Consider the following 22,397-nt stretch of genomic DNA (forward strand, 5'->3'; position numbering starts at 1 on the left):
GTAAGTGGTGAGTGGTGAGTGGTAAGTGGTAAGTGGTAAGTGGTAAGTGGTGAACGTTGAACGTTGAATGTCCCTAAATAGGGTTGACCGTTTTTAGACATTAACTTCACAACGAACCGAGCAACGAACAACGAACAAACCGCGCAAAGAGCAACGAACAACGAGCAACAAACAACGAGCAAACCGCGCAAAGAACAACGAGCAAGGAGCAAATCGCACAAAAAAAAAGAAGAACTGCTTATCACAACAGTTCTTCTTTATATTGAAAATTTAACGTTCACTCATTTCCCATCTCCCATCTCCCATCTCCATTATCTATTAGAACCAAGGTGTCTCATGGCTTCTCGAACCATTTTAAAGAGCTCGGATGAGTATACGAAATCGACGACGTCTTCATTATTTGTTTGAATAATTTCTTTGTTTGTTCCTGACCAAGCTAATACGCCATTTTTCAGGAATACGATATGTTCTCCGATTTCCAATACAGAGTTCATATCGTGGGTATTAATTACCGTTGTAATTCCATATTCATGGGTAATCTCTTGGATGAGGTTATCAATGACGATGGCCGTTTTAGGGTCGAGTCCCGAGTTGGGTTCATCGCAAAACAAATATTTGGGATTGTTTACAATAGCACGCGCAATGGCAACCCTTTTCTGCATTCCCCCTGATATTTCAGATGGTTTCTTTTTGTTGGCATCGATTAGTTTAACGCGATCAATTACTTCATTCACGCGGTGCATAATTTCCTTGTCGCTTTTATTGGTAAACATGCGCATTGGAAATGCAATATTTTCTTCCACAGTCAAGGAGTCGAAAAGTGCACTACCTTGAAATACCATTCCAATTTCGGTACGCAAATCACGACGTTGACTTTTATTCATTTCTGCATAATCTCTTCCATCAAATAGAATTTGTCCATTATCATGAGCGTGAATACCTAAAAGTGTTTTCAAGAAGACTGTTTTTCCAGAACCACTTTGGCCTATAATTAAGTTGGTTTTTCCTGTTTCAAACGTGGTTGTAATCCCCTTCAAAACCTTAGTGCCATTAAAAGACTTTTCTATGTTTGTTACTTCAATCATCTTGCTAATTACTTAAAAGGAGAGAGGTTAATATATAGTTTGTTAGGATAATAGCCACACTGGTCCATACAAAAGCAGTTGTACTAGCTTTTCCTACTTCGAGGGCACCACCTTTCATATAATAACCAAAGAAAGAGGGAATTGTTGCTAGTAAGAAGCCAAAAAGCGTTGTTTTGATAAAGGCATAGGTAATGTGAAAAGGAATAAAAGTGTCTTGTAATCCAATGATGAATTGTTCAGAAGTCACAAAATTACCCATTACACCTCCAAACCAACCACCTAGGATACCCAAAAACATACTGATCCCAATAACGAAAGGATAGAGTAAAACGGCTACCATTTTTGGAAAAACCAAGTAGTTTAAGGAGCTAACTCCCATTACTTCTAGTGCGTCAATTTGCTCTGTTACACGCATCGTACCAATACTTGACGTGATAAATGACCCCATTTTTCCTGCCATAATTATGGAGATAAAGGTAGGGGCAAATTCGAGTATAACAGATTGTCTTGTAGCAAATCCAATCAAGTATTTTGGAATTAAAGGATTGGTTAAGTTTAAAGCGGTTTGAATCGCAACAACACCTCCAACGAAAAAGGATAAAAAGCACACAATACCCAAAGAACCTATGATTAAATCATCTATTTCTTTGAAGATCAGTTCTTTCATTACTTTCCATTTGGTCATTTTGCTAAAAATTTCTTTTAGCATAATAAAGTATTGACCAATATTTGTTAATCCAGTTTTTATCATAAAAAATAAATATCGGCTAAATTACCAATTACAAATGATTTTTTAGGTTTATAAGTCTAAAAATGTACTAAAACAGCTTGGACTTTATTTTGCTCCAACGGTATTGACGGATAAATTTACCTTGTTTTTTATCGACTAAATACGGTTCTCGATTTGCCTTTGCTTTGAAATAGCCGTGGATGTAATCGAGGAACAATAACGGTTTCTTTTTTTTTGCTGCTAGTTTTAAACTGGCAATTAAGGTGAGAAGTAAACCATAGTGTAAGCGATAAAAAGCTTCACCTTGTTTGTATCGTGCGGTTTTGTCGTATTGTGCTCCAGTGGGTTTTAAGTGTTTGATTTGTAAATCTTGACGAACGAGAATATGCCATTGGTAATAGCGGCAGAGTAATTCATCTACCGTATCCCATCCCATAGCAGGTTGTAGACCGCCGATTTGCTCAAAACAGGTTTTGCGATAGGCTTTAAAGGCGCCGCGGATGTGATCTTTATCGGTTAGGTTTTCGACGATCCATTGGTTGTCTATCTCAATTAACGCTACGCCACCTGCCATACCCAGTTGGTTGTTTTGCTTAAACTCGGTTGCAATTGCTTCAAAATAAGAGGGGGGAAGGATTAAATCAGCATCCAACTTCACAATAAAATCATAGGAGACTGTATCAGGAAGTTGTTTTAATCCATAGGTAAAGGCTTGAATAACCTTGCTCCCCGGGAGGTGAATAGCTTCAGATGTTTTGGTGCAAAGGTGTAACCATGGATATTGTTGGGTAAATCGCTCAACAATAGTCGCTGTTTGATCTGTTGAACTGTCGTTTATCACCAAAGCCCATGTTGGGATTAGCGTTTGTGCGGCTAAACTTTGCAGGGTTTTTTCAATATAATTTGCTTCATTATAAGCAGGGATAAGTACGATATACTTCATGGAGTAAAACATTTACAGGTACAAAATCGAACGAAATACAATCATCCTCGACCCAGACACACAAAAATATAAAAAAATGTAGTTGTGCATCGAATAGCCAGTATATTTGTATAAACGAATCAAAGAAACACGTGTAATGGGGAATGGTATTTCGACCAAGCAAGCTTTTTTATTTACGCTAATTAATTATGTAGGGGTATTGATTGGCGTTGTTTCAACGGTTTTAATCTATCCGCAAGACAAAGAGTTGCTGGGAATTATTCGATTTGTTGATGCATGTGCCCAGATTATGTATCCCATTATCGTGTTGGGGAGTACCCATGCTTTGATTAATTTTTACCCCCAATTAGCTGAGAAATTGCAGCAAAAACTATTCAGCTATAGCTTAATATCTCTTGGTAAATTAGCGTGTTGGGTGGGAATTTCGCTGTTTTTTATTCGCTTTTTTTATCGTGACTCATCCTTTAAATACGTTGCATTTGCGTTTCCCTTGGCGATTGCTATGGCGTATATTGAGCTATTTCGAAGACAAGCAACGAATCTGCAAAAAATTTCCTTTCCGACGTTTTTCGAAAAAATCATTCCCAAACTGGCACTGCCCACCATTTTTATACTGGCTATTTACACCTCAATGTCTATCGATCAAGGATTAGTGTGGTACATCGTGAGTTATGGGGTAATTACTGTTGTAATAGGAGCATATATTTATAAGCTATATCCTTATCGCATACACAAAGACTACGGAGACTTGTTTAATCAGGTAAAGAAGAAGCAGTATTATGCGTACAGTTTATTTGCTTTTGCAGGTAGTTTTGGATCTTTTTTTGCCTTTCGGGTGGATTCGTTGATGATTCCTTACTTTATATCGTATGAAGCCAATGGTACGTATAATATTGGTGTTACACTCGCTTCTACACTTGCTATTCCCGCTACTGGTGTTTTTGCTTTGTATGCACCAGTCATCTCGGATTTAATTAAACAGGTGCAACTCAAAAAATTGGATGAAAAGTACAAAGAAGTGGCGCGTGTAATGTTTTTTGTCGGCATGCTCTTGTTTTCTTGTGTGGCTGTAGGGATTGAACCTTTGTTTCGGTTACTGCCTACCTACGACAAGCTAGCCCCTTCCATTCCCATCATCTATTTATTAGGAATAAATGGCGTGCTCAATATGGCAACGGGATTTAATTCTGAAATTATATCTTATTCCAAATACTACCGCTTTAATCTGATTGCAATTCTCTTTTTAATGGTACTCAACGTTGGGATGAACCTTTGGTTTTTAACGCAAACATCGTACGGTATTTTTGGCGTTGGTTTGGCTTCTCTGATCAGCTTGACGTTGTTTAACTTAGGCAAGATGATCTTTATTTATACCAAGATGAGGTTGTGGCCTTTCGACTTGCAGTATGGTAAATTATTTGGATGTATGCTTCTGATGTTAGGCGTAGGTTTTTTCCTGCCTGAAATAGGAACAAATTATTTGCTAACCCTAGTGGTACGCGTTGGGTTTATCCTTTTTTGTGGTGGAATACTAATTTTTAAAACGACATGGTTGTTCTTGCTTCAACAGCGTTTGCTCACGCTAGTAAAACGCTATTGGTCTTAATTTTCGGGAATTTCCTTTTTCTTGATTTTTGTCAATAAAAGGATGGTAAAAATAATACAGCTGCTTCCCAGCCAATCCAACCATTCAAACTGAACCCCAAAGTAAAAAACGGCAATTAAGGTAGCAGATAACGGCTCAGCACATGCGAGTAGACTAGCGCGCTGTGGGCCAATATTATTGATGGCATCTAAGAAAATATAGAAGGAAATTAGCGTACCAAATAAAATGATGAAAGCTACGGCCCAAAAGGTCTCTATATCCCAGATTCCAGGAAAATGAGTAGGAGGATAGACCAAAGCCATACCTATTCCTGCAATTAACATACTCCATCCAATAATAACAATCGGGCTGTATTCTTTTAGCAAGTGTACAGGTAAAATCGTATAAGCCGCTAAGGCAATAGCAGAAATAATTCCCCAGACTAATGCTGTAGGGGTGATGGTTAGACTGTTGATATCGCCATGCGTAACGAGTAAAAACGTCCCTAGCATAGCCAACCCAATGGCTAGTATTTCAATGGGTTTGGGCCATTTTCTCAGTCGAAGTGCCAAGTAAATCGCAATGAATACGGGACCAATATACTGTAATACCGTTGCAGTAGCAGCATTAGAGTGAAATATGGTGATAAAATAAGAATATTGAACTAACAGCATGCCCAAGAAACTGAATACAACCAACTGTACGGCGTATTTTTTATTTTTCCAGAGGTGCCAAACATCTTTGTCGCCTTTTACAATTCCCAAGCTCAGCATAATGCTTCCGGAAATTAATAGACGAACAGTAACTAACCATTCGGCGTTGAAATTTTTCTCATTGAATAAGAACTGAGCAAATGCTCCTGAAACACCCCAAAGGGCAGCTGCAAAAATAGCTGCAGAAAAACCTAGAAACTTGTTGTTTAGTCCCATAATAGGCAATACAGATTGTTAAAATAATAAAAACCGTCTAGCGCTAGGTAAATTACTGTAGGGCTAAGCGGCGGCAAAGGTACATATTTCGCCGGAAAATGACTTCTTTTTTCCCCTTAGACTAGCGTGTTTTTTTATTGAGGTGAACGACATAAAAAATCAAGAGTAACAAGCACAGTACCATAGCAGTATAGCGTGTTGTTAGTTGAAATTGCGTATTGATCGCTCCTGAGGATGAAATAACGAAACTCGTAAGGGAGGTAATCACATAAGTTAATCCTCCCATTAACCCTCCAGCTGTTCCTGAATTATTGGGAAAAGACAGCATTGTTGTTGTAAAAAAATTGTTGAATAAGGTGCCCGAACAAATGTGAATAAAGAAGAGCCCAACCATTAACAGGTATAAATTTTCGATGTAATAGCTTACTCCTAACAAGGCGAGCACCAAGGCTAATTGCATATAGATTGGACGTGTTGTGCGTTGTTGAAAAGAAAGGTGCATGCGTTTTTTGCCAATGATCCCACCTAACATCCATGAAAATCCCAATAATAAAGTACAGTAGCCAATAACGATGGAGTTTTGATTGAAGGTATTTTCAATTAAAAATGGACCAGCAATATTGAAAATCATCACGATGGAATAGCTTAGTCCCAAGATGAAAATCCCCATGATGAAATTTTGATTACTTAGCATGGTTTTGTACACTTGAAGGGTTTGACTCAGGTTGAATTTCTTTTTCTCAGCAATACTTTCACCACTGATAAGTATATCCAGTACAAACAGAACGAGGGCATAAATAGAAAGGAAATAAAAATTCGCATGCCAAGAAAAAAGAGCATCGAGATAACCACCTAAAAAAGGAGCTAGAATAGGACCACAGGACCAAACGACTGTAAAGTAACTGAGGTAGTGTACGCGTTGTTGTTCTTCGTATATATCCATAAAAATGGCGCGGGTCGCTACCACAAGAATGGAGATTGCGATTCCCTGAATGACACGCAAGGTGCAAATTAGGAAGATATCATTTGTAAAGGCAATGAGTGTACTCGATAGCGCAATAAATAATAGGGCAATTAAACGTGGTCTATAACGGCCAATGCTGTCTAAAATACTTCCGACAAAAAGCTGGGAAATTCCATAGCTCAGCAGATAACAAGTGAGGGTCAGTTGAACCTCCTTTTCCGTAATAGCCAAATCACTGGCCATGGATGGAAAAGAAGGCAAATAGATGTCTGTTACAAATCCAGATAGGGGAATTGAACTAAAAGCTAATATTGTTGCTAGCTTTTTTCTTTGGTTTGTAGCTTCTCTAAGCATAAGTGAATTGTTGTTTTACGGCTACAAAAGTAAAAGAACAGGCGTTTTATTACCTTAAAAAAGGCAAAGGTATACTTGTATTATTCAAAGAATTTTAAAAATGATTTCTAAATTGAAAAGGGGTCATTTGCACGTGTTTTTTAAAAAAGTGTGTAAAATGTGAGGGTTGATCAAATCCAAGGGTGTATCCAACTTGTGCAATGTCCCAATCGGTATTGCTCAGCAGGTTTTTGGCTTCCAACAAAAGGCGATCGATTAAGTGTTGGGAGGTTGTTTTTCCTGTTGCTGATTTGATTGATGAGTTCAAGTGGTTGACGTGTACATTGAGCTTGTTTGCATAGTCAATAGGGCGACGTAAAACAAGTGGATAGGCAGGAGAATCGAGGGGAATTGCTTATTTAACAATTGGTCAAACAAACGAAATAGACGCATGGAGGCATTTTGATCTTCTAGGGCAATATCTTCTACTTTTAGCTGGAGGGCTTGATGTAGAAGTAAGGCTAGTAAGTTTCGGATGACCTCGTATTTCAACGGATAATCAGATTGTGCCATGGTGTACATTTGCTGAAAATAGGTGTGAGCAAGGGCTAATTCATCAGGAGATAAAAAAATTAGAGGTTTTCCCCATTCTTTGAATAAAGATGTTTTTTTAAACGATTCTAAGTTGCGGTTTTCAGTGAAGAACTCGTAGTTAAACAAGCAGAAAAAACCTTCTTGTTTTTTTTCAATACACGTCCAAGAATACGGTGTGGTAGGGCATGGCAGAAAGAGCGCTGGTCGATCAATGTTAATTGCATGTGCACCATAGTGCAAGGTTCCTTTTCCGATAATTAAGCCTACTTTATAAAAATCGCGTCGATTGTAAGGGGTGGTAAAACTACAGTATTTTCGCATGTTGATGTTAAAATGTGAAGTTCCCGTTTTGTACTCTCTAATGTTAAAAGCATAGTGTTGTGAAAGTGAGTTAGAGGTTCTCTCTTTGTAATAATCGGCAATTGTTTCTAAATCCTTACTCATAAAATTGTTGTATCGAAAAGAAATGTAAAATTATAAAAATCAAATAAATAAAACAGTTGTCTTGAAAGGAATTGGTCGAATGTTTTTAAAAAAATGGAGTGCGGTGTTGATGGGGGAAGAATCCAAAAAAGGCAAGGACAAGTGAAGCAAATGGAGGAAAGGGAAACAAGGTAGGGTACTGGTACTGTTGGATAAGGTGTTGAAATTTTGGAATATAACGAAATTAAGAACTTTTTTTTAACCAAGTGTGTATTTTGTTTGTAATGAAATAGTTTTTATAAATTATCTGTTTTTGTGATTATATATGTATTTTTTTTGTTTCATATGCGTTAAAAAATCGTAGTATTTGATTATATTTTTTTGAAAAATTAAAAACAGGAATAAGGTATTCGTTGAATAAGGTAAAAGTGGAATGTTTTTTGCTAGGGTATAAGTAAGTATATAATGAGAATTTCTTAATGAATTGGACGCAAAGAATGAACAAAGTTGTGTTCCTCGTTTTTTTTCTGGTAAAGGAGTAATTAATTTCAAATTTTTAAAAATGGATAAATTAGTTAAAGGTTTGGTGCTGATGTCTACAATAGCCCTTATATTAAACCTATTTGATTTTTTTGGATACGATCATACCGATTGGATATGTTACGCTTTGTTGATCTTTAGCGGTATTTACTTTCTTATTCGCAAGTATTGCTTTCGCAATGAATCGAATGGGTGACGTTTTAGGTGTTGATAAAAAAAACTTATACAAATCAATTAATAAAACTCTTTTTAGTTAAAATATCACCTATTTATTACTTTTCTTTTTTTGCAAGTAATTTTTTTTATTTACTTTTATTCTATTGCTATGGTAAACGCATAATCCTCCCATTTTTTACCTTTTAAAAAATAGCAATAGTTCAATGCCGCAAGACAAATTTAAATTCTATAGTTTACTAAATAGCAAAGCTAATGTCGTTGCTTCGGTACGTAGTATATCCTAGTGCTATTCTCCCAATGATTGCGGTTTTTATCGCGTGATCTCCTTATTGTTTACTACTTACTACTTACTATTTACTACTTACTATTTGAAGTTGACGGACTATCTTATGTTGTGATAGTAGCCCCTCGCGAAGGCTTAGCTCTATACTTTCTTGATCAAGAAATAGACCGAGGTCCCCAAGTAATGTCTCAAAACTTGACTTGTTTTTATTCAACTTAATTTTAATGAAAATGAAAGAATTACAAATTACCATTGAAACCATTGAAACGAAAGAAGTTTCATCTTTAGCCACCTCTGTTCCTACCGAAGCAACAGATGTTTACGCTTGTTGCAGCTGTTGCTGTTGTTGTTAACCTTATTGCTAGCGATACTTGTCTATCGGCAAAGTATTGCTAGCTTTTAACTCACGTTATTATGAACACAACGAAATGGAAAATTATTCAGTTAGATCCTGAGGAGTATATATTGCTTTCAGACTCTTCGACGATTAAAAAAATAAAGGGACAACAAGCTTCAGATTTAATTGCTGTTTTGCGTTCAATTCAAGAGCAAAAAACAATGGACGCTTTGGTATTGGATCAATGTCCTACCTTTTTACAGCAAGATAAAAAAGAGGAACTGTTTTCCTGGTTGGTTGAAAATAAACTTCTAGCACCTCACACGACAAAACAAGAAACCTATTTTATTGATATTATTGGCGAATTTGGCCATGACTTACAGCAGATTTCTGCATTTTGCAAAGGCTTACCTGAATCGATACGCGTGTCTACTGTCTATAATTTATCAGATCCACTGTGTCCTGAATTTAAAAAGACCAAAGAAGATGTCGCTTTAACGCTTTTGATTGGTCCTTATTTTTACAATGCATCTAACGTTGCAAAAATAAGTGCTTTTCAAGCAACACAATCATCGGATTTTTTATTTGTGGAGTTCTATGAGAATGGAATTTTATTGGGTCCTTTGATGAACAGTGCAAAAGATACGGTTTGCTTGACTTGTGTGGAAACGAGAAAACTTTTCAATACCTGCAATCCCCAGTTGATTATGGAACACATTTGGGAGAAAGATAGGATGCAAGAATATGTAGTATCCGTGTTTGATATCGGCTCGTTTTCTTTGTATGCCTCATTTGTTTACAATGAGTTAAATAAAATATTGTTTCGCAATACTAAAACGCTATACAATAAGGCTACTTTTATTGACTTTAACCGATACAACAATCAGTTTTTTCAGGTGTTAAAATCGCCTTCTTGTTCGATTTGCAGTAACGTAACGATATACAATCCCTTATGATTCGCGCATTACACGGAGAGTTGGGTTTTTTGAATAAACCCAAACTACAAGTGGCTCGCAATTTGTATTTGCCTGCTTCTTTACATGAAAGCGTGTATTTTTCGGATCATTTGTTTGTGGTAAACAACAATCGGACTTCTATCCTTGGTGGGGGAATTGCTTTTGATAAGGACCAAGCTTGTATAGCGGCATTAGGCGAATATGTAGAACGCTATGCTTCTAGTTTTCAAACAAAAGATACGTTGATTAAGGGGAGTTATGCGGAGTTAGCGGACAAATACAGTTGTTATCCTCCGAATCGGATTGCTTATTTTTCTGGCGAACAATATAATGATCCCCAATTTGCATTAAAGCGTTTAACGAGTACGTGTACCACACATTGGATTCAGAGTGAAAATTATATCACCCATGAAAAAATACTGTTGCCTTTTTTTATGGTTAACGTCGAAAATGTACAAGGTGATGGACTTTATCACAAGAATACTTCAACGGGAACAGCGTGTCATACCTCAATTACTACGGCTGTTGAAGGTGGATTGTTGGAGTGTATTGAACGTGATGCATTTGCTAAGTTTTGGTATTTTCAACGTCAAATCAAATACAAAAAATACAGTCCAAATTTTATTTTATATCAGTTCAAAACTGATACCAATATTCGACATTTATTTGACAATAAACGAGTTAAAATTGTGACCTATGATATTAGTGATTATGCGTTTTGTCCGACGTTTGTCGTGTTTATCTTATTTAAAAAAAGAGGTAAAATTTATCAAAGTGTTGGTGCTGCTTCTCGATTGAATAAAAGAGAAGCTCTAATCAAAGCAGCAATAGAAGCTTATCAAGGAATTGAGTATACGGAGTTTGCCTGTGAACGATTCCGCTCAACCTTGTCGAGGGAAAAAATAGGTGCTTTTGATTTTTCGGAAATAGACTCATTTAAGAAGCATTATGCATTGTACAATCTTTATCCCGAATTAGCTCATTATGTTCCCATTTTAACGAGTGTACTTGGAGAAGAAGATTATTCGACAACTTGGCAAGAACAACACGATCATCACCTGCTTAATCTTACATCGAAAGAGCTTGTGCGAAAGGGAATCCAAGATGTTTATGTGACGCGATTAAGTACGGTGGATACCCTCCAGCTAGGTTTTGAAGTTATCAAAGTGATCATGCCCCAACTTAATCTATTGACTGGAGATTTCAATTATCCTTATCTCGGATTATTTGACCCGAATGAAGATTTATTTACTGATTTTCCGCATCCATTCCCTTAATATATATATCTATTATGAAACAATATACAATCACACTAGTAAGCCTCTTGTCTATGGGACTGTTTTATTCTCCTCTGTGTGGGGCTGGGATCACTCCTCTAGATGGAGAAATAACGAAGAAAATAGAAGAAAAAATAGAGAAAAAAATAACGGAAGATGAAAGAGAGCCACCTGAGTGGTATTCAACTTCTTTTGTAGATAAAAATAAAGAGGAAGTACAAGCATCTGCCTATCAAGTAAAAGTGGATGCCGTTGTGAGAAATCTATTTGAAGCTAAAGATATACAACCCGTTGCAGCACAATTGAAGCAGATTGATTTAGAACTTACAGGATTTTATCAGCAGTATTGGAAAGCGTATTTATACTATTATGAGGCAGTTTTTTATCAAACGATAGCGCATAAAGAAGCCGAAGCCGAAAAAGCGATTGATGCATCATTAGCTATACTTCAGACGCAGTCGTACGAAAATTCGGAGTATTATGCTTTATTAGCTATGTGTACGTCTTTTTCGATTCAGTATGTCAATATATTGAAGTTGAGTAGAGTTTCTGCAGCTGTGATCGAATACGGACAGAAGGCCTTGGTCTTGAATAAGTCCAATTTACGTGCGTATTATATTTTAGCTTCCCATAATTATCATACGCCTAAAATGTTTGGCGGTATGGAAAAAGTAGAGGATTATGCCTTAAAAGGACTGACTTGTCCAGATAGCTTGGAATCGAGTGATTTTACTCCTTCTTGGGGACGAGAACTATTGTATCAACTCTTGGTTCGCTTTTATGAAAAAGAAGGTCGTACTAGAGACTTGCAGCAGTTACAAAAAAATCATCCCTCTTAATTTTAACAGTATGACACATGAAGATATTTTAAACCTGTTAGCTGAGCATCGCTTGAGTGAATTTACTTTGGATTTTCTCGAACAGGTCAAGTTTAAACCCTATGATATCGAAACGTTAGATAAGTTTGCGTTGATTGCTTATGTCAACAACAATCCTAGCTTGCAAAAAAAAATATGCGATTCTTATTATGATGTGGGGTTTTGTTCGAGTTTTCCTCTTTTATATACACGTGATCCTTCTCCTGCATTTTTGAGTTTGGATCAGCTGAATAAAAAACGGAAAAGCACGCGGAATTTTTCTGAAATGCCCTTGTCCTTTCAAGATATTAGTAGTTTTTTACAACTTTTTTATACGATGACAGGTTGTGAAACGGTTGTGTTTAAAGAGACAGAAATCACGCGTTACAGCCGAAATATTGCTTCAGGGGGAGGGTTGTATCCCACAGAAATACACTTAGTTAATCATCGAATAGAAGAATTGCCCTTAGGGGTCTACCGCTATAATGTGATTGATTTTAAATTGGAATTAATTCAAGCGTTTGATACGGAAGAAAAAAAAGCAGCATTCTATCAGTCAATCATGCAATCTTCAACGGTTTCCATTGACTTTGATCACACAGATGCTTTTTTGGTTTTTTCTTCTATTTTGAATAAGCATTCTTTTAAGTACAAGGATTTTGGTGTTGTTTTATCCTTGATTGAACTTGGTGAGTTTGTTCATGCTGCTTATTTGGCAGGGGCCGCTTTGGATATTGGATGTTGCGCTTTTGGCGGTTTTTTGAGTAATCAAATGCAACAGTTACTCGAGTTGAAAAATGGATTGCATCAACCTTTTTTGTGTATGGCGATAGGAAATAAAATAGGGGAAGAAGGATGAAACTAAATGAAATCACGAGCATGGAAGAGCAAGGAGAAAGTCTTTATCTTCAAATTAAAAATGAAATTCATTGGATCAAATTATCCAAACTTGAATTTGATATTATTGCGTTTTATAGTCAAGTCTTAAATAAGCAACTTGTGATTGAGTTCTTTAGTGATCAGCTGAAAATAACTGAGGAACAATTGGATGCATTGTTGGGGATGGCTAGGCAAAAAAAGCTGTTGGTAGATCTCGATTGGGGTGCTAAAAGTCAGGTGTTTGCCTTACAGTTTAAGCGGAAAAAGGCGATCTTAGAAGTTTTTACGGTTGATCTTACGCATACGCGTTTAGAGCGAATTGGAGAACATAAAAAGGTGCAACAAGTGGTGTTGTTTGCTTTAGTCGGGATGGTTGTTGCTGTTTCACTCGTGTTACTGTTAAAGCCCTTTTCATTTGCAGAACAGTATAAGAAAACTCTTTATATGGTTCCTTATCCCTTTAGCCAGCTGTTGTTGTTTATTTATTTGGGAGCGTTGATTAGTATTGGAATACACGAGTTGGGACACTACTATTTTTATAAACGCTATAAAGGAAAAGGTTCTATTTTTGGTTTCGGATTACTGTTGTTTATCCTTCCGGTTTTTTACAATAAACTAGCTATTAGTCGGGTGAGCCAAAGATCACATCGGTTGTTCGTTTACAGTGGGGGATTGGTGTTTGATGTTCTGTTTTCGATAGGTATCATTGGCGCAATTGCATTAATGAAGGACGATTCACCTGTGTTGGTCTTTATCGGCTACTCGATGTTGATCTCAATATTTATTCGATCGCTGTTTAATTTGAACGTCTTCTTACCACAAACAGATGGTTATTTTTTTCTTAGTGATTGCTTGCATACAGATCAATTATTCCAAAAATCAGCTAGCGTATTCTGGTCTTTGTTTAGAGAAAAAACTACAGTAACATCAGTTGGTTATAGTTTGTTTTTTGTATTGAGTTGTCTGTCAATCGCTGGTGCTTGGTTGTTTTTTGCCTTGCCTTTATTCTTTTTGATGTATTATGTATTGGCTATCTAAACAGACCATAACCTTTTTCTGGTTGTGTTGTATCTCGATGTTTTGTTCTGCACAAGAGGTCTCAGTTGATACCTTGCCACAGGCGCTTCATGAAATTGTCATTGTCAATAAAAATCCGATTGCAGAGAAGTATGCGAGTATTCAGCTCAACAAGATGGAGGTGTATTTTAATCCTGCTTCTAGTGGTGATCCTTTGAAAGCAATTGCCTTGTTGCCCTTTTCAACGAGTACTACTGAAAGTGCGAATCCTGTGTTGCGTGGAGGTCGAGCGGATCAGTCGAGGGTGTATCTCAATGGGGTACCAATTGCAAATCCCGTTCGAAATACACAGGAAAATGGGTTTGGTAATTTCTCTTTATTTAATGCAGAAATGATCGACAATCAATATGTGTATGCGAGTAATCCTCCGTTGACCTATGGGAATTCAAGTGCAGGTATTGTGGCTATTGAAACGACAAAAGAACTCGAACGAGATAGTTATCAAATAGTCAGTGCACTATCTTCCTTAGGTCTACAGGTGAATAAAAAAGTAAAGAAGCAAGATTTTTTTCAACTGTATGGCAATTTTCAATTTGACGAGGGACTTAAAGCGGTTAACAAAAGGAGTTTAACAGATTTAAACGCTTTTCAATCGATGGACGGCGGGTTGAATTTTCGCATCAATGTAACACCGAGAATCACATGGAATAGTTATACGTATGCTATTGATGAACGCTATAATGCGTTGAAGTATCAATTGTCGTATCGCTCTAATTCAGAAGCAGATCAAAAAAGAGCGTTTAGCGTGAATACGTTTGAGTATAGTGCAGTGAAGTCATTGTTTAGAGTGGTGAGTCTAGTAGATTGGAGTCAGACATCTTATCGGTTTAAAACGATTGATGCTAAAGGAAAAAGCACCCAGTTGTTTTTTGCTTTTTCGCATAAATACAGAATTAATACGGGATGGAATATTCAATATGGGGTTGATGTCAATCTGCGTCATTATGCATATGATGAGGTTAGACCTTTACATTATTATGCTTTGGAGGAGCATCATCCTACACAACGTTTACAAGAAACTGTTTCGTTTACTGCTGTGGAATTGTATGGATACACGGAGTATAAATTTACGAATCAGTTAGGCGTTTCCGTAGGAATGAGAAAAAGTGTAGTAACCCACGAAAAAAAGTTTGATTTTTTTAGCTATCAGTTTTCTACTTTTTATAAGATTAATGCGTTTCATCGGTTTATTTTGGGTTTGGGAAGTTATCATAGCTATGCAACACCTAATTATTATGATCATCAAATGCATTTAATCAACAGTAAGCAACTCGCTCTTGACTACTATTACGAACGAGGAAAGACCGCCTTAACAGGAGCTGTTTATATAAAAAAAGACAGCGGACAGTTTCAGTTATCGGTTATGGAACAAGAGACGGAGCAGCAGAAGATTGGTATTGAAGGCTCATTCACTCAACAGTTTAATCGGTATGTGTCCCTCTTTTTAGCCAATACGCTGTTATATCAAACGGATGAGGTGAATGCGACAACAACTAAGGATTGGATGTATTTTACCAAAGCACAGGTGACCTATGCCAATCCGAAGCTAGTCACGGCATCGCTGGTCTGTACGACTCATCCAGGGGAGCACTATACGCAATTCAATAGCAGTGTGTTTGACGCACAAGAAAAGGTGTTTATTCCTGTAGTGACGGCCTATAATAAGGAGAAGTTCAATTCGTATTTTCGTCTTGATTTGACGGTAAACAAGCTTTTTCCGATGGGGAGACACTACCTAATTGCCTATTGTACGATTTCAAATTTGCTGAATCGAAAAAATGATAAATCACCTTATTATACCGAAGATTACAGCCATGTGTTTTTTCAAAAATTTCAAAGGCGCGTGGTGTATATCGGATTACAATTTAAAATTTAAGGTTGCTTACAAGGCTCTTCGGAGCGAAAAAAAAACGCCATCGAAATCGATGGCGTTTTTGATATAAAAAAATACAGCGTATTAATTTTCAAGGTATGCTTCAATTGGAGCACAAGAACAAACTAAGTTTCTATCTCCATACGCATCGTCAATACGACGTACTGTAGGCCAGAATTTATTTTGAGCTACATAGTCTAATGGATAAGCCGCTCTTTGTCTTGAGTACGGTAAATCCCAATTGTCAGCCGTTAATAAAGCTAATGTATGAGGTGCATTCTTTAATTCGTTCACTGGATTTTCAATTGTAGCATTTTCAATTTCTTGACGGATAGCAATCATTGCATCACAGAAACGGTCAATTTCAGCTAAGCTTTCACTTTCTGTAGGCTCGATCATTAATGTACCCGCTACAGGGAAAGAAACTGTTGGTGCGTGGAAACCGTAATCGATTAAGCGTTTAGCGATATCCGTTACTTCAATTCCTTTTTCTTTGAATTCACGTACGTCAACAATCATTTCGTGTGCAGCACGTCCTTTTTCACCTGTATATAAAATAGCGTAGTGTTCTTCTAATCTAGCTTTCATATAGTTCGCGTTAAGGATTGCTGTTTGCGTTACTTTTTTCAATCCTTCTGTTCCCAACATAGAGATGTAACCGTAAGAGATCAAACAAACTAAGGCAGAACCATAAGGTGCAGATGAAATAGAAGTAATCGCATTTTCACCACCTACTTTAACAAGTGGGTTAGAAGGCAAGAATTGAACTAAGTGCTCAGCCACACAGATTGGTCCAACTCCAGGTCCACCACCTCCGTGAGGAATAGCAAATGTTTTGTGTAAGTTTAAGTGACATACGTCAGCGCCAATAGAAGCAGGGTTTGTGAAGCCAACTTGTGCATTCATATTTGCTCCATCCATGTACACTTGTCCGCCATTATCGTGGATAATTTGGGTAATTTCCATGATTGCTGATTCGTATACTCCGTGTGTAGAAGGATAAGTCACCATTAAACAAGAAAGGTTGTCTTTGTGTAATTCTGCTTTTTCTCTCAAGTCAGCCACGTCGATATTTCCTTCTGGAGTCGTTTTTGTAACGACAACTTTCATTCCCGCCATTGCTGCAGAAGCTGGGTTTGTCCCGTGTGCAGAAGCTGGAATCAAAGCGATTGTACGTTGGAAATCACCTTTTGAGTGGTGGTAAGCGCGAATAGCCATTAATCCAGCGTATTCCCCTTGAGCTCCTGAGTTAGGCTGTAACGTTGTTCCAGCAAATCCCGTAATGATATTTAATTTGTGCTCTAGGTCTTTCAACATTTCAATATACCCTTGTGCTTGATCTAGTGGAGCAAATGGGTGGATGTTGTTCCATTGACCGTTGCTCAACGGAAGCATTTCTGCAGCCGCGTTCAATTTCATTGTACAAGATCCTAAAGAAATCATCGATTGGTTTAACGCTAAATCCTTACGCTCTAAACGTTTGATGTAACGCATTAACTCTGTTTCAGAGTGGTAGCTATTGAATACGTCATGCTCTAAGAATTTAGAGGTACGTTTTAATTTTGCTGGGTAATTGATTGCTTCTTCGTTTAAAGCTGTTACAGTGAATGCTTCTTTTCCTGTTGCTTGAGCGAAGATCGCAATGATGGTATTGATATCGTTTACGTTTGCTGTTTCGTTTAATGAAATAGAAATCGTGTTCGCGTCGATATAGAAGAAGTTTATTTGATTTGCTTCGGCAATAGGTCTAACTTTCGCCACGTCTGCTTTTACAACGATAGTATCGAAGTAAGCTGTATTGGTTTGTTCGATACCTAATTTTGCTAAGCTTTCAGCTACTGTATTTGCTTTTGCATGAACTTGATTTGCGATAAAACGCAATCCGTTTGGTCCGTGGTACACTGCGTAGAAACTCGCCATAACAGCCAATAATACTTGAGCTGTACAGATGTTAGATGTTGCTTTTTCGCGTTTGATGTGTTGTTCACGTGTTTGTAAAGCCATACGCAAAGCTCTGTTTCCATCCGCATCTTTAGAAACACCGATGATACGACCTGGCATACTGCGTTTGTATTCTTCTTTTGTTGCAAAGAAACCAGCGTGAGGACCTCCAAAACCTAATGGAATACCAAAGCGTTGTGTTGTTCCTACTACTACATCAGCGCCCATTTCTCCTGGAGAAGTTAACGTTACTAACGACAAGATATCTGCAGCTACCGCTACTTTAATATCTTTTGATTTTGCTGTATTGATAAAGTCAGCATAATCGTATACTTGACCGTATTTTCCTGGGTATTGTAAGATTGCTCCAAAGAAATCTTCTGAGAAATCGAACGTTTGGTGGTCACCCACTACTAATTCAATTTCGAATGGAACCGAACGCGTTTGTAAAACAGAAAGGGTTTGAGGTAAAATTTCTTCAGAAACGAAGAATTTTAATGCGTTGTTTTTCTTTTGATCTCTTGTACGAACATCGTATAATAACATCATCGCCTCAGCTGCTGCAGTACCTTCATCTAAAAGAGAAGCATTTGCAATTTCCATTCCTGCTAATTCGATTACCGTAGTTTGGAAGTTTAATAAAGCCTCTAAACGACCTTGTGCAATTTCTGCTTGGTAAGGGGTATAAGCCGTATACCAACCAGCGTTTTCAAATACGTTGCGAATAATAGGAGCAGGGCAAACCGCTTCGTTATATCCTAATCCAATAAACGAACGAAAGATTTTGTTTTTGTTTCCTAAGTTCTGGATATAAGATAAATACTCATATTCCGTCATGGCAGGAGCAAGATCTAAATCTTGTTTTAAGCGAATTGAAGTTGGAAAAGTTTCATCGATTAATTGTTCAATGTTGTCAACTTTTACAGTTTTGAACATTTGTGCCACGTCCTCAGCACGAGGGCCAATGTGTCTTAAAGCAAATGCATTTGTTTTCATTTGGGCAAAATAATAAGTTGTGTATAAGCACACAAAAATAACCATAAATCTGACATAAATTGAGTATATTCCTAGTAATTTTGCTAATCGAATTATTCAGCCCTTTTTGGTTAAAAAAATAAGGATGGGAAAAGCCCTTAAAAAAGTATTTGATTTTTATCTCAAAGCGAGTGTACACGTTTCTTTCGCCGTGTTTGCCTTGGTTCAAATGACCTTCTATTTCTGTCGATTACCCTTCGATTGGACCGTTTCACTATTAGCCTTTTCAGGAACGTTGTTTTCTTATAATTTTATAAAGTACGCCGATTTTGTAGTCGCACATCGACATCATTTATCGCGAAAGATGAAAGCGATCTTGGGATTGAGTATCTTCGCCTTGCTCGTAGGTATCGTTTGTTTTTTCTTTTTGAATCCCTTAGCACAAGGGGTAACTCTTTCTCTACTTGTTTTGGCGGTTCTCTACGCCGTTCCCATCTCGAAACGCATTCCCAATCTTCGAAATTTATCGGGATTAAAGGTCTATATCGTTTGTTTGTGTTGGGCTACCGTGACGCTAATTATTCCCATTCTCAATGCAAATGTGGAACTCTCACTCGATATATGGATTAAGTTTTTACAGCGTTTTCTCTTGGTACTCATCCTGATCGGTATATTTGAAATTGTTGATTTACAGTATGATGAAAAATATTTAAAGACAATTCCTCAGTTACTAGGGACACAGAAAACCAAGCTTTTATTGGCAGGGTTGACGATTCCCTTTTTTGTGATTGAGTTTTTTAAAGTAGGCTTTCAACCCATACAAGCGTGGAACAATTTGATTATTGTGTGTATTACCCTGCTCTTTATCCAACTAGCCTCCCCAAAACGCAGCTCTTATTTTAGCTTGTTTTGGGTCGAAAGTGTCCCTATTTATTGGTGGATCTTGGTGTTAATGGAAGGATAATCTAGTTAAATAAAGGAAAAACAAAGGCGAATCTTTTCGACTTAGATTTTTAGCTGTGTCTAAAAAAATGTATATTTGTACCAATAAAAACAACAAAGATGATACAACTTGTAAATGACGTTAAATCAAACGGAAATGTAGTTTTCGTTTTAGGAAATGATAATACTGTTGAAGTTCCCGCTCTTTTAAGTGACTTCGTAAAAGCATTTGAAGCAGGAGAAAAAGAAGAAGATTTTGCAAAAATTGGAAATCAATATTTCTTCTTTGTAAAAGAGAATACCAATTTAGAAAAAATGCGTTTGGCAGGATTCAATATCCGCAAACAATTAGATAAGAAAGCGGACAACCTAATCGTTGTTGGAAATGGAGAATCAACTTTGGCCCTAACAGAAGGTCTTGCACTTTCGAATTACCAATTTTTGAAATACTTCAAAGAGGTAGAGTCAATGAAATATGCCTTAGAAACAATTGAAGTAAAAGGAAATTTTGACGCAAAACAAATCAGTGACTTAAATCACACAATTAAGGCGGTTTATTGGGCGCGTACCATGGTTAATGAACCTGTTAGTTTCTTGACTGCTACTCAATTAGCAAAAGAGATTGAGGTATTGGGGAATGAAGCAAAATTCTCAGTAAAAGTATTGGGTAAAAATGAGATTGAAGCCTTGAGAATGGGAGGTTTATTAGCCGTTAATAAAGGGTCTATTGAACAGCCGACCTTCACAATTATGGAGTATAAGCCTGCCAATCCAATCAATAAAAAACCAATTGTTTTAGTAGGTAAAGGTGTGGTTTACGATACAGGAGGATTGAGTTTAAAACCAACAGCAGGATCGATGGACTCCATGAAGAGTGATATGGGAGGAGCAGCTTGTATGGCTGGAACAATCTATGCTGCGGCTTTAAACCAAGTCAACGTACACGTGATTGGATTAATTCCTGCAACAGATAACCGCCCAGGTGGAGATGCTTATGCCCCTGGTGATGTGATTACCATGTATGATGGAACAACAGTAGAAGTATTGAATACGGATGCAGAAGGACGTATGATCCTAGGAGATGCAATTGCCTATGCCACGCAATATGAACCAGAAGTAATTATTGATGCTGCAACCCTAACAGGAGCTGCTTTAGTAGTAGCTGGAGATATCGCTTCTTGTATCATGGGGAATGACGAAAAAACAATGCAAGCCATTGTCGCTTCAGGATATAAAGTACACGAGCGCTTGGCGCAATTGCCATTCTGGGATGACTATAAAGATTTGTTGAAATCAAGTGTGGCAGATATGAAAAATATCGGTGGACGTTTTGCTGGAACTATTACGGCAGGTAAATTCTTAGAGCACTTTGCTAAAGCACCATACGTACATATTGACATCGCAGGCCCAGCTTGGATGGATGCCCCAAGAGATTACAAAGGAAACGGAGGAACAGGAAGTGGAATCCGTACTTTAGTTGATTTCTTAACCAATTATAAAGCGTAGTTTTTTTATATTTACGATAGAAAAGCAGTAAATGTTATGTTTACTGCTTTTTTTTTGGAGATTGGAGATTGGAGATGAGAAAATGGAGATGAGAAATTTTTCTAAATAAAAACAATCTAACAAAAATCAAAGAACAAAGAGCAAAGAGCAAAGAACAAAGAACAAAAAAAATATGGAAAATATAACGATCGAATTCCAAGCTGTTACCCCAGAGAATATGCATTATATTCGTCCTTTAGCGGAGAAAATTTGGACTAAAACCTATGGGCCTTTATTAGATCCTGCTCAAATTGAGTATATGTTGCCAATGATGTATAGCAATGAACGCATAACCAATGAAATCCAAGAGGGGTATCGTTGGGAGTTGTTTGTCGTTGAGGGAGAAGTCTTGGGCTATGTCGATTATAAAGTAATGGAAGATAGCCGCGTATTTTTATCAAAAATTTATTTGGATACTGACCAGCAACAAAGAGGATTGGGCAAATTGATGTTACAACACGTGATTGGTTTTGCCCGAGAAAATAAGGCGAAAGCGGTCTATTTAACGGTAAATAAACACAATGCTAAAGCCATTGCTTTTTATGAACGAAATAATTTTCAATGTATTGAATCCAAGACGTTTGATATTGGTGGAGGTTATGTGATGGACGATTATATCTACCAATTGACGTTGTAATGATGCGCCTTTCATCACTTTGGTTTGTTGTGATAGGTTTGTTGTACTATACAACAGGTCAAGCACAGGAAATTATCCCATTTAAAATGAATGGACATTACAATATGGTAGTGGAGGGAATCATCAATAAAAGCGATACTGTTAATCTCATGGTTCAGCTGTCTATGCGTGAAGCTTCATTAGCGCCTAATCGAACGCATGCAGTGGAATCTGTGGTGTTTGATACGACTGATTTCCCAGAAGGATTGAGCAAAGGCAATCGCATTCAAGTTGGTCAAACTGTCGTAGAACCCATTTGGATTTGGGATAAGGAATATACTGGACATGGCGCAGAAGGGAAGATTGGAACCCAGCTATTTGGCGATCACATCGTCAAGATCAATTACGATCAGTCTCAGTTTGAACTGTACAACTCACTTCCAGATACCACAGGGTTTATACGCTTGCCTTTAATAGAGCGAAAGGGTACAGCTATTTGTTGAGGTTGTTAGTCAAGTGGGAGCAAAAGAAATACA

The 22,397-nt window shown here is 37.3% G+C and carries 18 protein-coding genes and 1 pseudogene; 12 read left to right on the top strand and 7 right to left on the bottom strand.

Annotation, left to right across the window (positions count from 1 at the left end; all coding sequences use genetic code 11):
• Positions 1 to 311: 311 nt before the first annotated feature.
• The 3 genes from ACPDHL_RS01410 to ACPDHL_RS01420 all read right to left on the bottom strand — a co-directional run bounded on the left by ACPDHL_RS01410 (position 312) and on the right by ACPDHL_RS01420 (position 2,758).
• Complete coding sequence (locus ACPDHL_RS01410; protein WP_430531017.1) at positions 312 to 1,085, bottom strand: ABC transporter ATP-binding protein; 774 nt, start codon at positions 1,083 to 1,085, stop codon at positions 312 to 314.
• A gap of 4 nt (positions 1,086 to 1,089) precedes the next feature.
• The gene (locus ACPDHL_RS01415) at positions 1,090 to 1,836 is read right to left on the bottom strand and encodes an MlaE family ABC transporter permease (RefSeq protein WP_182627134.1); all 747 of its coding nucleotides are present in this window, start codon (positions 1,834 to 1,836) and stop codon (positions 1,090 to 1,092) included.
• Between the two features lie 67 nt (positions 1,837 to 1,903).
• Complete coding sequence (locus tag ACPDHL_RS01420; protein ID WP_430531018.1) at positions 1,904 to 2,758, bottom strand: glycosyltransferase family 2 protein; 855 nt, start codon at positions 2,756 to 2,758, stop codon at positions 1,904 to 1,906.
• Between the two features lie 136 nt (positions 2,759 to 2,894).
• On the opposite strand from ACPDHL_RS01420, the gene ACPDHL_RS01425 reads away from it, so the two are divergent.
• Positions 2,895 to 4,364: a lipopolysaccharide biosynthesis protein gene (locus ACPDHL_RS01425; RefSeq protein WP_430531019.1), complete on the top strand. Its 1,470-nt coding sequence runs from the start codon at positions 2,895 to 2,897 to the stop codon at positions 4,362 to 4,364.
• Here ACPDHL_RS01425 and ACPDHL_RS01430 read toward each other — a convergent pair.
• From ACPDHL_RS01430 to ACPDHL_RS01440, 3 genes and pseudogenes are all read right to left on the bottom strand, one after another.
• The gene (locus ACPDHL_RS01430; RefSeq protein WP_430531020.1) at positions 4,361 to 5,272 is read right to left on the bottom strand and encodes a DMT family transporter; all 912 of its coding nucleotides are present in this window, start codon (positions 5,270 to 5,272) and stop codon (positions 4,361 to 4,363) included. The two genes, ACPDHL_RS01425 and ACPDHL_RS01430, sit on opposite strands and share 4 nt — an antisense overlap.
• A 121-nt stretch (positions 5,273 to 5,393) precedes the next feature.
• The gene (locus ACPDHL_RS01435) at positions 5,394 to 6,590 is read right to left on the bottom strand and encodes an MFS transporter (RefSeq protein ID WP_430531021.1); all 1,197 of its coding nucleotides are present in this window, start codon (positions 6,588 to 6,590) and stop codon (positions 5,394 to 5,396) included.
• A gap of 94 nt (positions 6,591 to 6,684) precedes the next feature.
• Positions 6,685 to 7,607, bottom strand: a pseudogene (locus ACPDHL_RS01440) (helix-turn-helix domain-containing protein).
• A gap of 1,209 nt (positions 7,608 to 8,816) precedes the next feature.
• Here ACPDHL_RS01440 and ACPDHL_RS01445 point away from each other — a divergent pair.
• The 7 genes from ACPDHL_RS01445 to ACPDHL_RS01475 all read left to right on the top strand — a co-directional run bounded on the left by ACPDHL_RS01445 (position 8,817) and on the right by ACPDHL_RS01475 (position 15,845).
• On the top strand, positions 8,817 to 8,939 hold the full coding sequence (locus ACPDHL_RS01445; protein WP_430531022.1) for a hypothetical protein: 123 nt from the start codon (positions 8,817 to 8,819) through the stop codon (positions 8,937 to 8,939).
• Between the two features lie 61 nt (positions 8,940 to 9,000).
• Positions 9,001 to 9,879 (top strand): hypothetical protein, encoded by an 879-nt coding sequence (locus tag ACPDHL_RS01450; RefSeq protein ID WP_430531023.1) that lies wholly within the window; start codon positions 9,001 to 9,003, stop codon positions 9,877 to 9,879.
• Positions 9,876 to 11,156 (top strand): YcaO-like family protein, encoded by a 1,281-nt coding sequence (locus tag ACPDHL_RS01455; RefSeq protein WP_430531024.1) that lies wholly within the window; start codon positions 9,876 to 9,878, stop codon positions 11,154 to 11,156. Before ACPDHL_RS01450 ends, ACPDHL_RS01455 begins: the two co-directional genes overlap by 4 nt.
• Positions 11,157 to 11,170: 14 nt before the next feature.
• Positions 11,171 to 11,995 (top strand): hypothetical protein, encoded by an 825-nt coding sequence (locus ACPDHL_RS01460; protein WP_430531025.1) that lies wholly within the window; start codon positions 11,171 to 11,173, stop codon positions 11,993 to 11,995.
• Between the two features lie 10 nt (positions 11,996 to 12,005).
• On the top strand, positions 12,006 to 12,872 hold the full coding sequence (locus tag ACPDHL_RS01465; protein WP_430531026.1) for a SagB family peptide dehydrogenase: 867 nt from the start codon (positions 12,006 to 12,008) through the stop codon (positions 12,870 to 12,872).
• Positions 12,869 to 13,930 carry a hypothetical protein gene (locus tag ACPDHL_RS01470; RefSeq protein ID WP_430531027.1) on the top strand — a complete coding sequence of 354 codons (1,062 nt, stop codon included), beginning with the start codon at positions 12,869 to 12,871 and terminating at the stop codon, positions 13,928 to 13,930. Before ACPDHL_RS01465 ends, ACPDHL_RS01470 begins: the two co-directional genes overlap by 4 nt.
• The gene (locus tag ACPDHL_RS01475; RefSeq protein ID WP_430531028.1) at positions 13,914 to 15,845 is read left to right on the top strand and encodes a TonB-dependent receptor plug domain-containing protein; all 1,932 of its coding nucleotides are present in this window, start codon (positions 13,914 to 13,916) and stop codon (positions 15,843 to 15,845) included. Before ACPDHL_RS01470 ends, ACPDHL_RS01475 begins: the two co-directional genes overlap by 17 nt.
• An 81-nt stretch (positions 15,846 to 15,926) precedes the next feature.
• On the opposite strand, the gene gcvP is transcribed toward ACPDHL_RS01475, so the two are convergent.
• Positions 15,927 to 18,779, bottom strand: coding sequence for an aminomethyl-transferring glycine dehydrogenase (gene gcvP, locus ACPDHL_RS01480; protein WP_430531029.1), 2,853 nt, complete (start codon positions 18,777 to 18,779; stop codon positions 15,927 to 15,929).
• A gap of 124 nt (positions 18,780 to 18,903) precedes the next feature.
• Between gcvP and ACPDHL_RS01485 the strand changes: the two genes are divergently transcribed.
• The 4 genes from ACPDHL_RS01485 to ACPDHL_RS01500 all read left to right on the top strand — a co-directional run bounded on the left by ACPDHL_RS01485 (position 18,904) and on the right by ACPDHL_RS01500 (position 22,364).
• Entirely contained in the window at positions 18,904 to 19,722 is an 819-nt protein-coding gene (locus ACPDHL_RS01485) for a hypothetical protein (protein ID WP_430531030.1), read from the top strand.
• 98 nt (positions 19,723 to 19,820) lie between these two features.
• Complete coding sequence (locus ACPDHL_RS01490) at positions 19,821 to 21,206, top strand: leucyl aminopeptidase family protein (RefSeq protein WP_430531031.1); 1,386 nt, start codon at positions 19,821 to 19,823, stop codon at positions 21,204 to 21,206.
• A 172-nt stretch (positions 21,207 to 21,378) separates the two neighbouring features.
• A complete protein-coding gene (locus ACPDHL_RS01495; protein ID WP_430531032.1) occupies positions 21,379 to 21,882 on the top strand; it encodes a GNAT family N-acetyltransferase in 504 nt (167 codons plus the stop codon).
• The gene (locus ACPDHL_RS01500; protein WP_430531033.1) at positions 21,882 to 22,364 is read left to right on the top strand and encodes a hypothetical protein; all 483 of its coding nucleotides are present in this window, start codon (positions 21,882 to 21,884) and stop codon (positions 22,362 to 22,364) included. The genes ACPDHL_RS01495 and ACPDHL_RS01500 overlap by 1 nt, the downstream gene beginning before the upstream one ends.
• Positions 22,365 to 22,397: the final 33 nt, after the last annotated feature.

This window comes from Myroides sp. C15-4 (genome assembly GCF_050522745.1).
Taxonomy (GTDB): domain Bacteria; phylum Bacteroidota; class Bacteroidia; order Flavobacteriales; family Flavobacteriaceae; genus Flavobacterium.

Excerpts from the sequence above, each read along its gene's own strand:
- ACPDHL_RS01430 (WP_430531020.1), bottom strand. The coding sequence starts at position 5,272 with ATGGGACTAAACAACAAGTTTCTAGGTTTTTCTGCAGCTATTTTTGCA.
- ACPDHL_RS01460 (WP_430531025.1), top strand. The coding sequence starts at position 11,171 with ATGAAACAATATACAATCACACTAGTAAGCCTCTTGTCTATGGGACTG.
- ACPDHL_RS01420 (WP_430531018.1), bottom strand. The coding sequence starts at position 2,758 with ATGAAGTATATCGTACTTATCCCTGCTTATAATGAAGCAAATTATATT.
- ACPDHL_RS01435 (WP_430531021.1), bottom strand. The coding sequence starts at position 6,590 with ATGCTTAGAGAAGCTACAAACCAAAGAAAAAAGCTAGCAACAATATTA.
- ACPDHL_RS01455 (WP_430531024.1), top strand. The coding sequence starts at position 9,876 with ATGATTCGCGCATTACACGGAGAGTTGGGTTTTTTGAATAAACCCAAA.
- ACPDHL_RS01465 (WP_430531026.1), top strand. The coding sequence starts at position 12,006 with ATGACACATGAAGATATTTTAAACCTGTTAGCTGAGCATCGCTTGAGT.
- ACPDHL_RS01445 (WP_430531022.1), top strand. The coding sequence starts at position 8,817 with ATGAAAGAATTACAAATTACCATTGAAACCATTGAAACGAAAGAAGTT.
- ACPDHL_RS01470 (WP_430531027.1), top strand. The coding sequence starts at position 12,869 with ATGAAACTAAATGAAATCACGAGCATGGAAGAGCAAGGAGAAAGTCTT.
- ACPDHL_RS01490 (WP_430531031.1), top strand. The coding sequence starts at position 19,821 with ATGATACAACTTGTAAATGACGTTAAATCAAACGGAAATGTAGTTTTC.
- ACPDHL_RS01425 (WP_430531019.1), top strand. The coding sequence starts at position 2,895 with ATGGGGAATGGTATTTCGACCAAGCAAGCTTTTTTATTTACGCTAATT.
- ACPDHL_RS01410 (WP_430531017.1), bottom strand. The coding sequence starts at position 1,085 with ATGATTGAAGTAACAAACATAGAAAAGTCTTTTAATGGCACTAAGGTT.
- ACPDHL_RS01415 (WP_182627134.1), bottom strand. The coding sequence starts at position 1,836 with ATGATAAAAACTGGATTAACAAATATTGGTCAATACTTTATTATGCTA.
- ACPDHL_RS01485 (WP_430531030.1), top strand. The coding sequence starts at position 18,904 with ATGGGAAAAGCCCTTAAAAAAGTATTTGATTTTTATCTCAAAGCGAGT.
- gcvP (WP_430531029.1), bottom strand. The coding sequence starts at position 18,779 with ATGAAAACAAATGCATTTGCTTTAAGACACATTGGCCCTCGTGCTGAG.
- ACPDHL_RS01475 (WP_430531028.1), top strand. The coding sequence starts at position 13,914 with ATGTATTGGCTATCTAAACAGACCATAACCTTTTTCTGGTTGTGTTGT.
- ACPDHL_RS01500 (WP_430531033.1), top strand. The coding sequence starts at position 21,882 with ATGATGCGCCTTTCATCACTTTGGTTTGTTGTGATAGGTTTGTTGTAC.
- ACPDHL_RS01450 (WP_430531023.1), top strand. The coding sequence starts at position 9,001 with ATGAACACAACGAAATGGAAAATTATTCAGTTAGATCCTGAGGAGTAT.
- ACPDHL_RS01495 (WP_430531032.1), top strand. The coding sequence starts at position 21,379 with ATGGAAAATATAACGATCGAATTCCAAGCTGTTACCCCAGAGAATATG.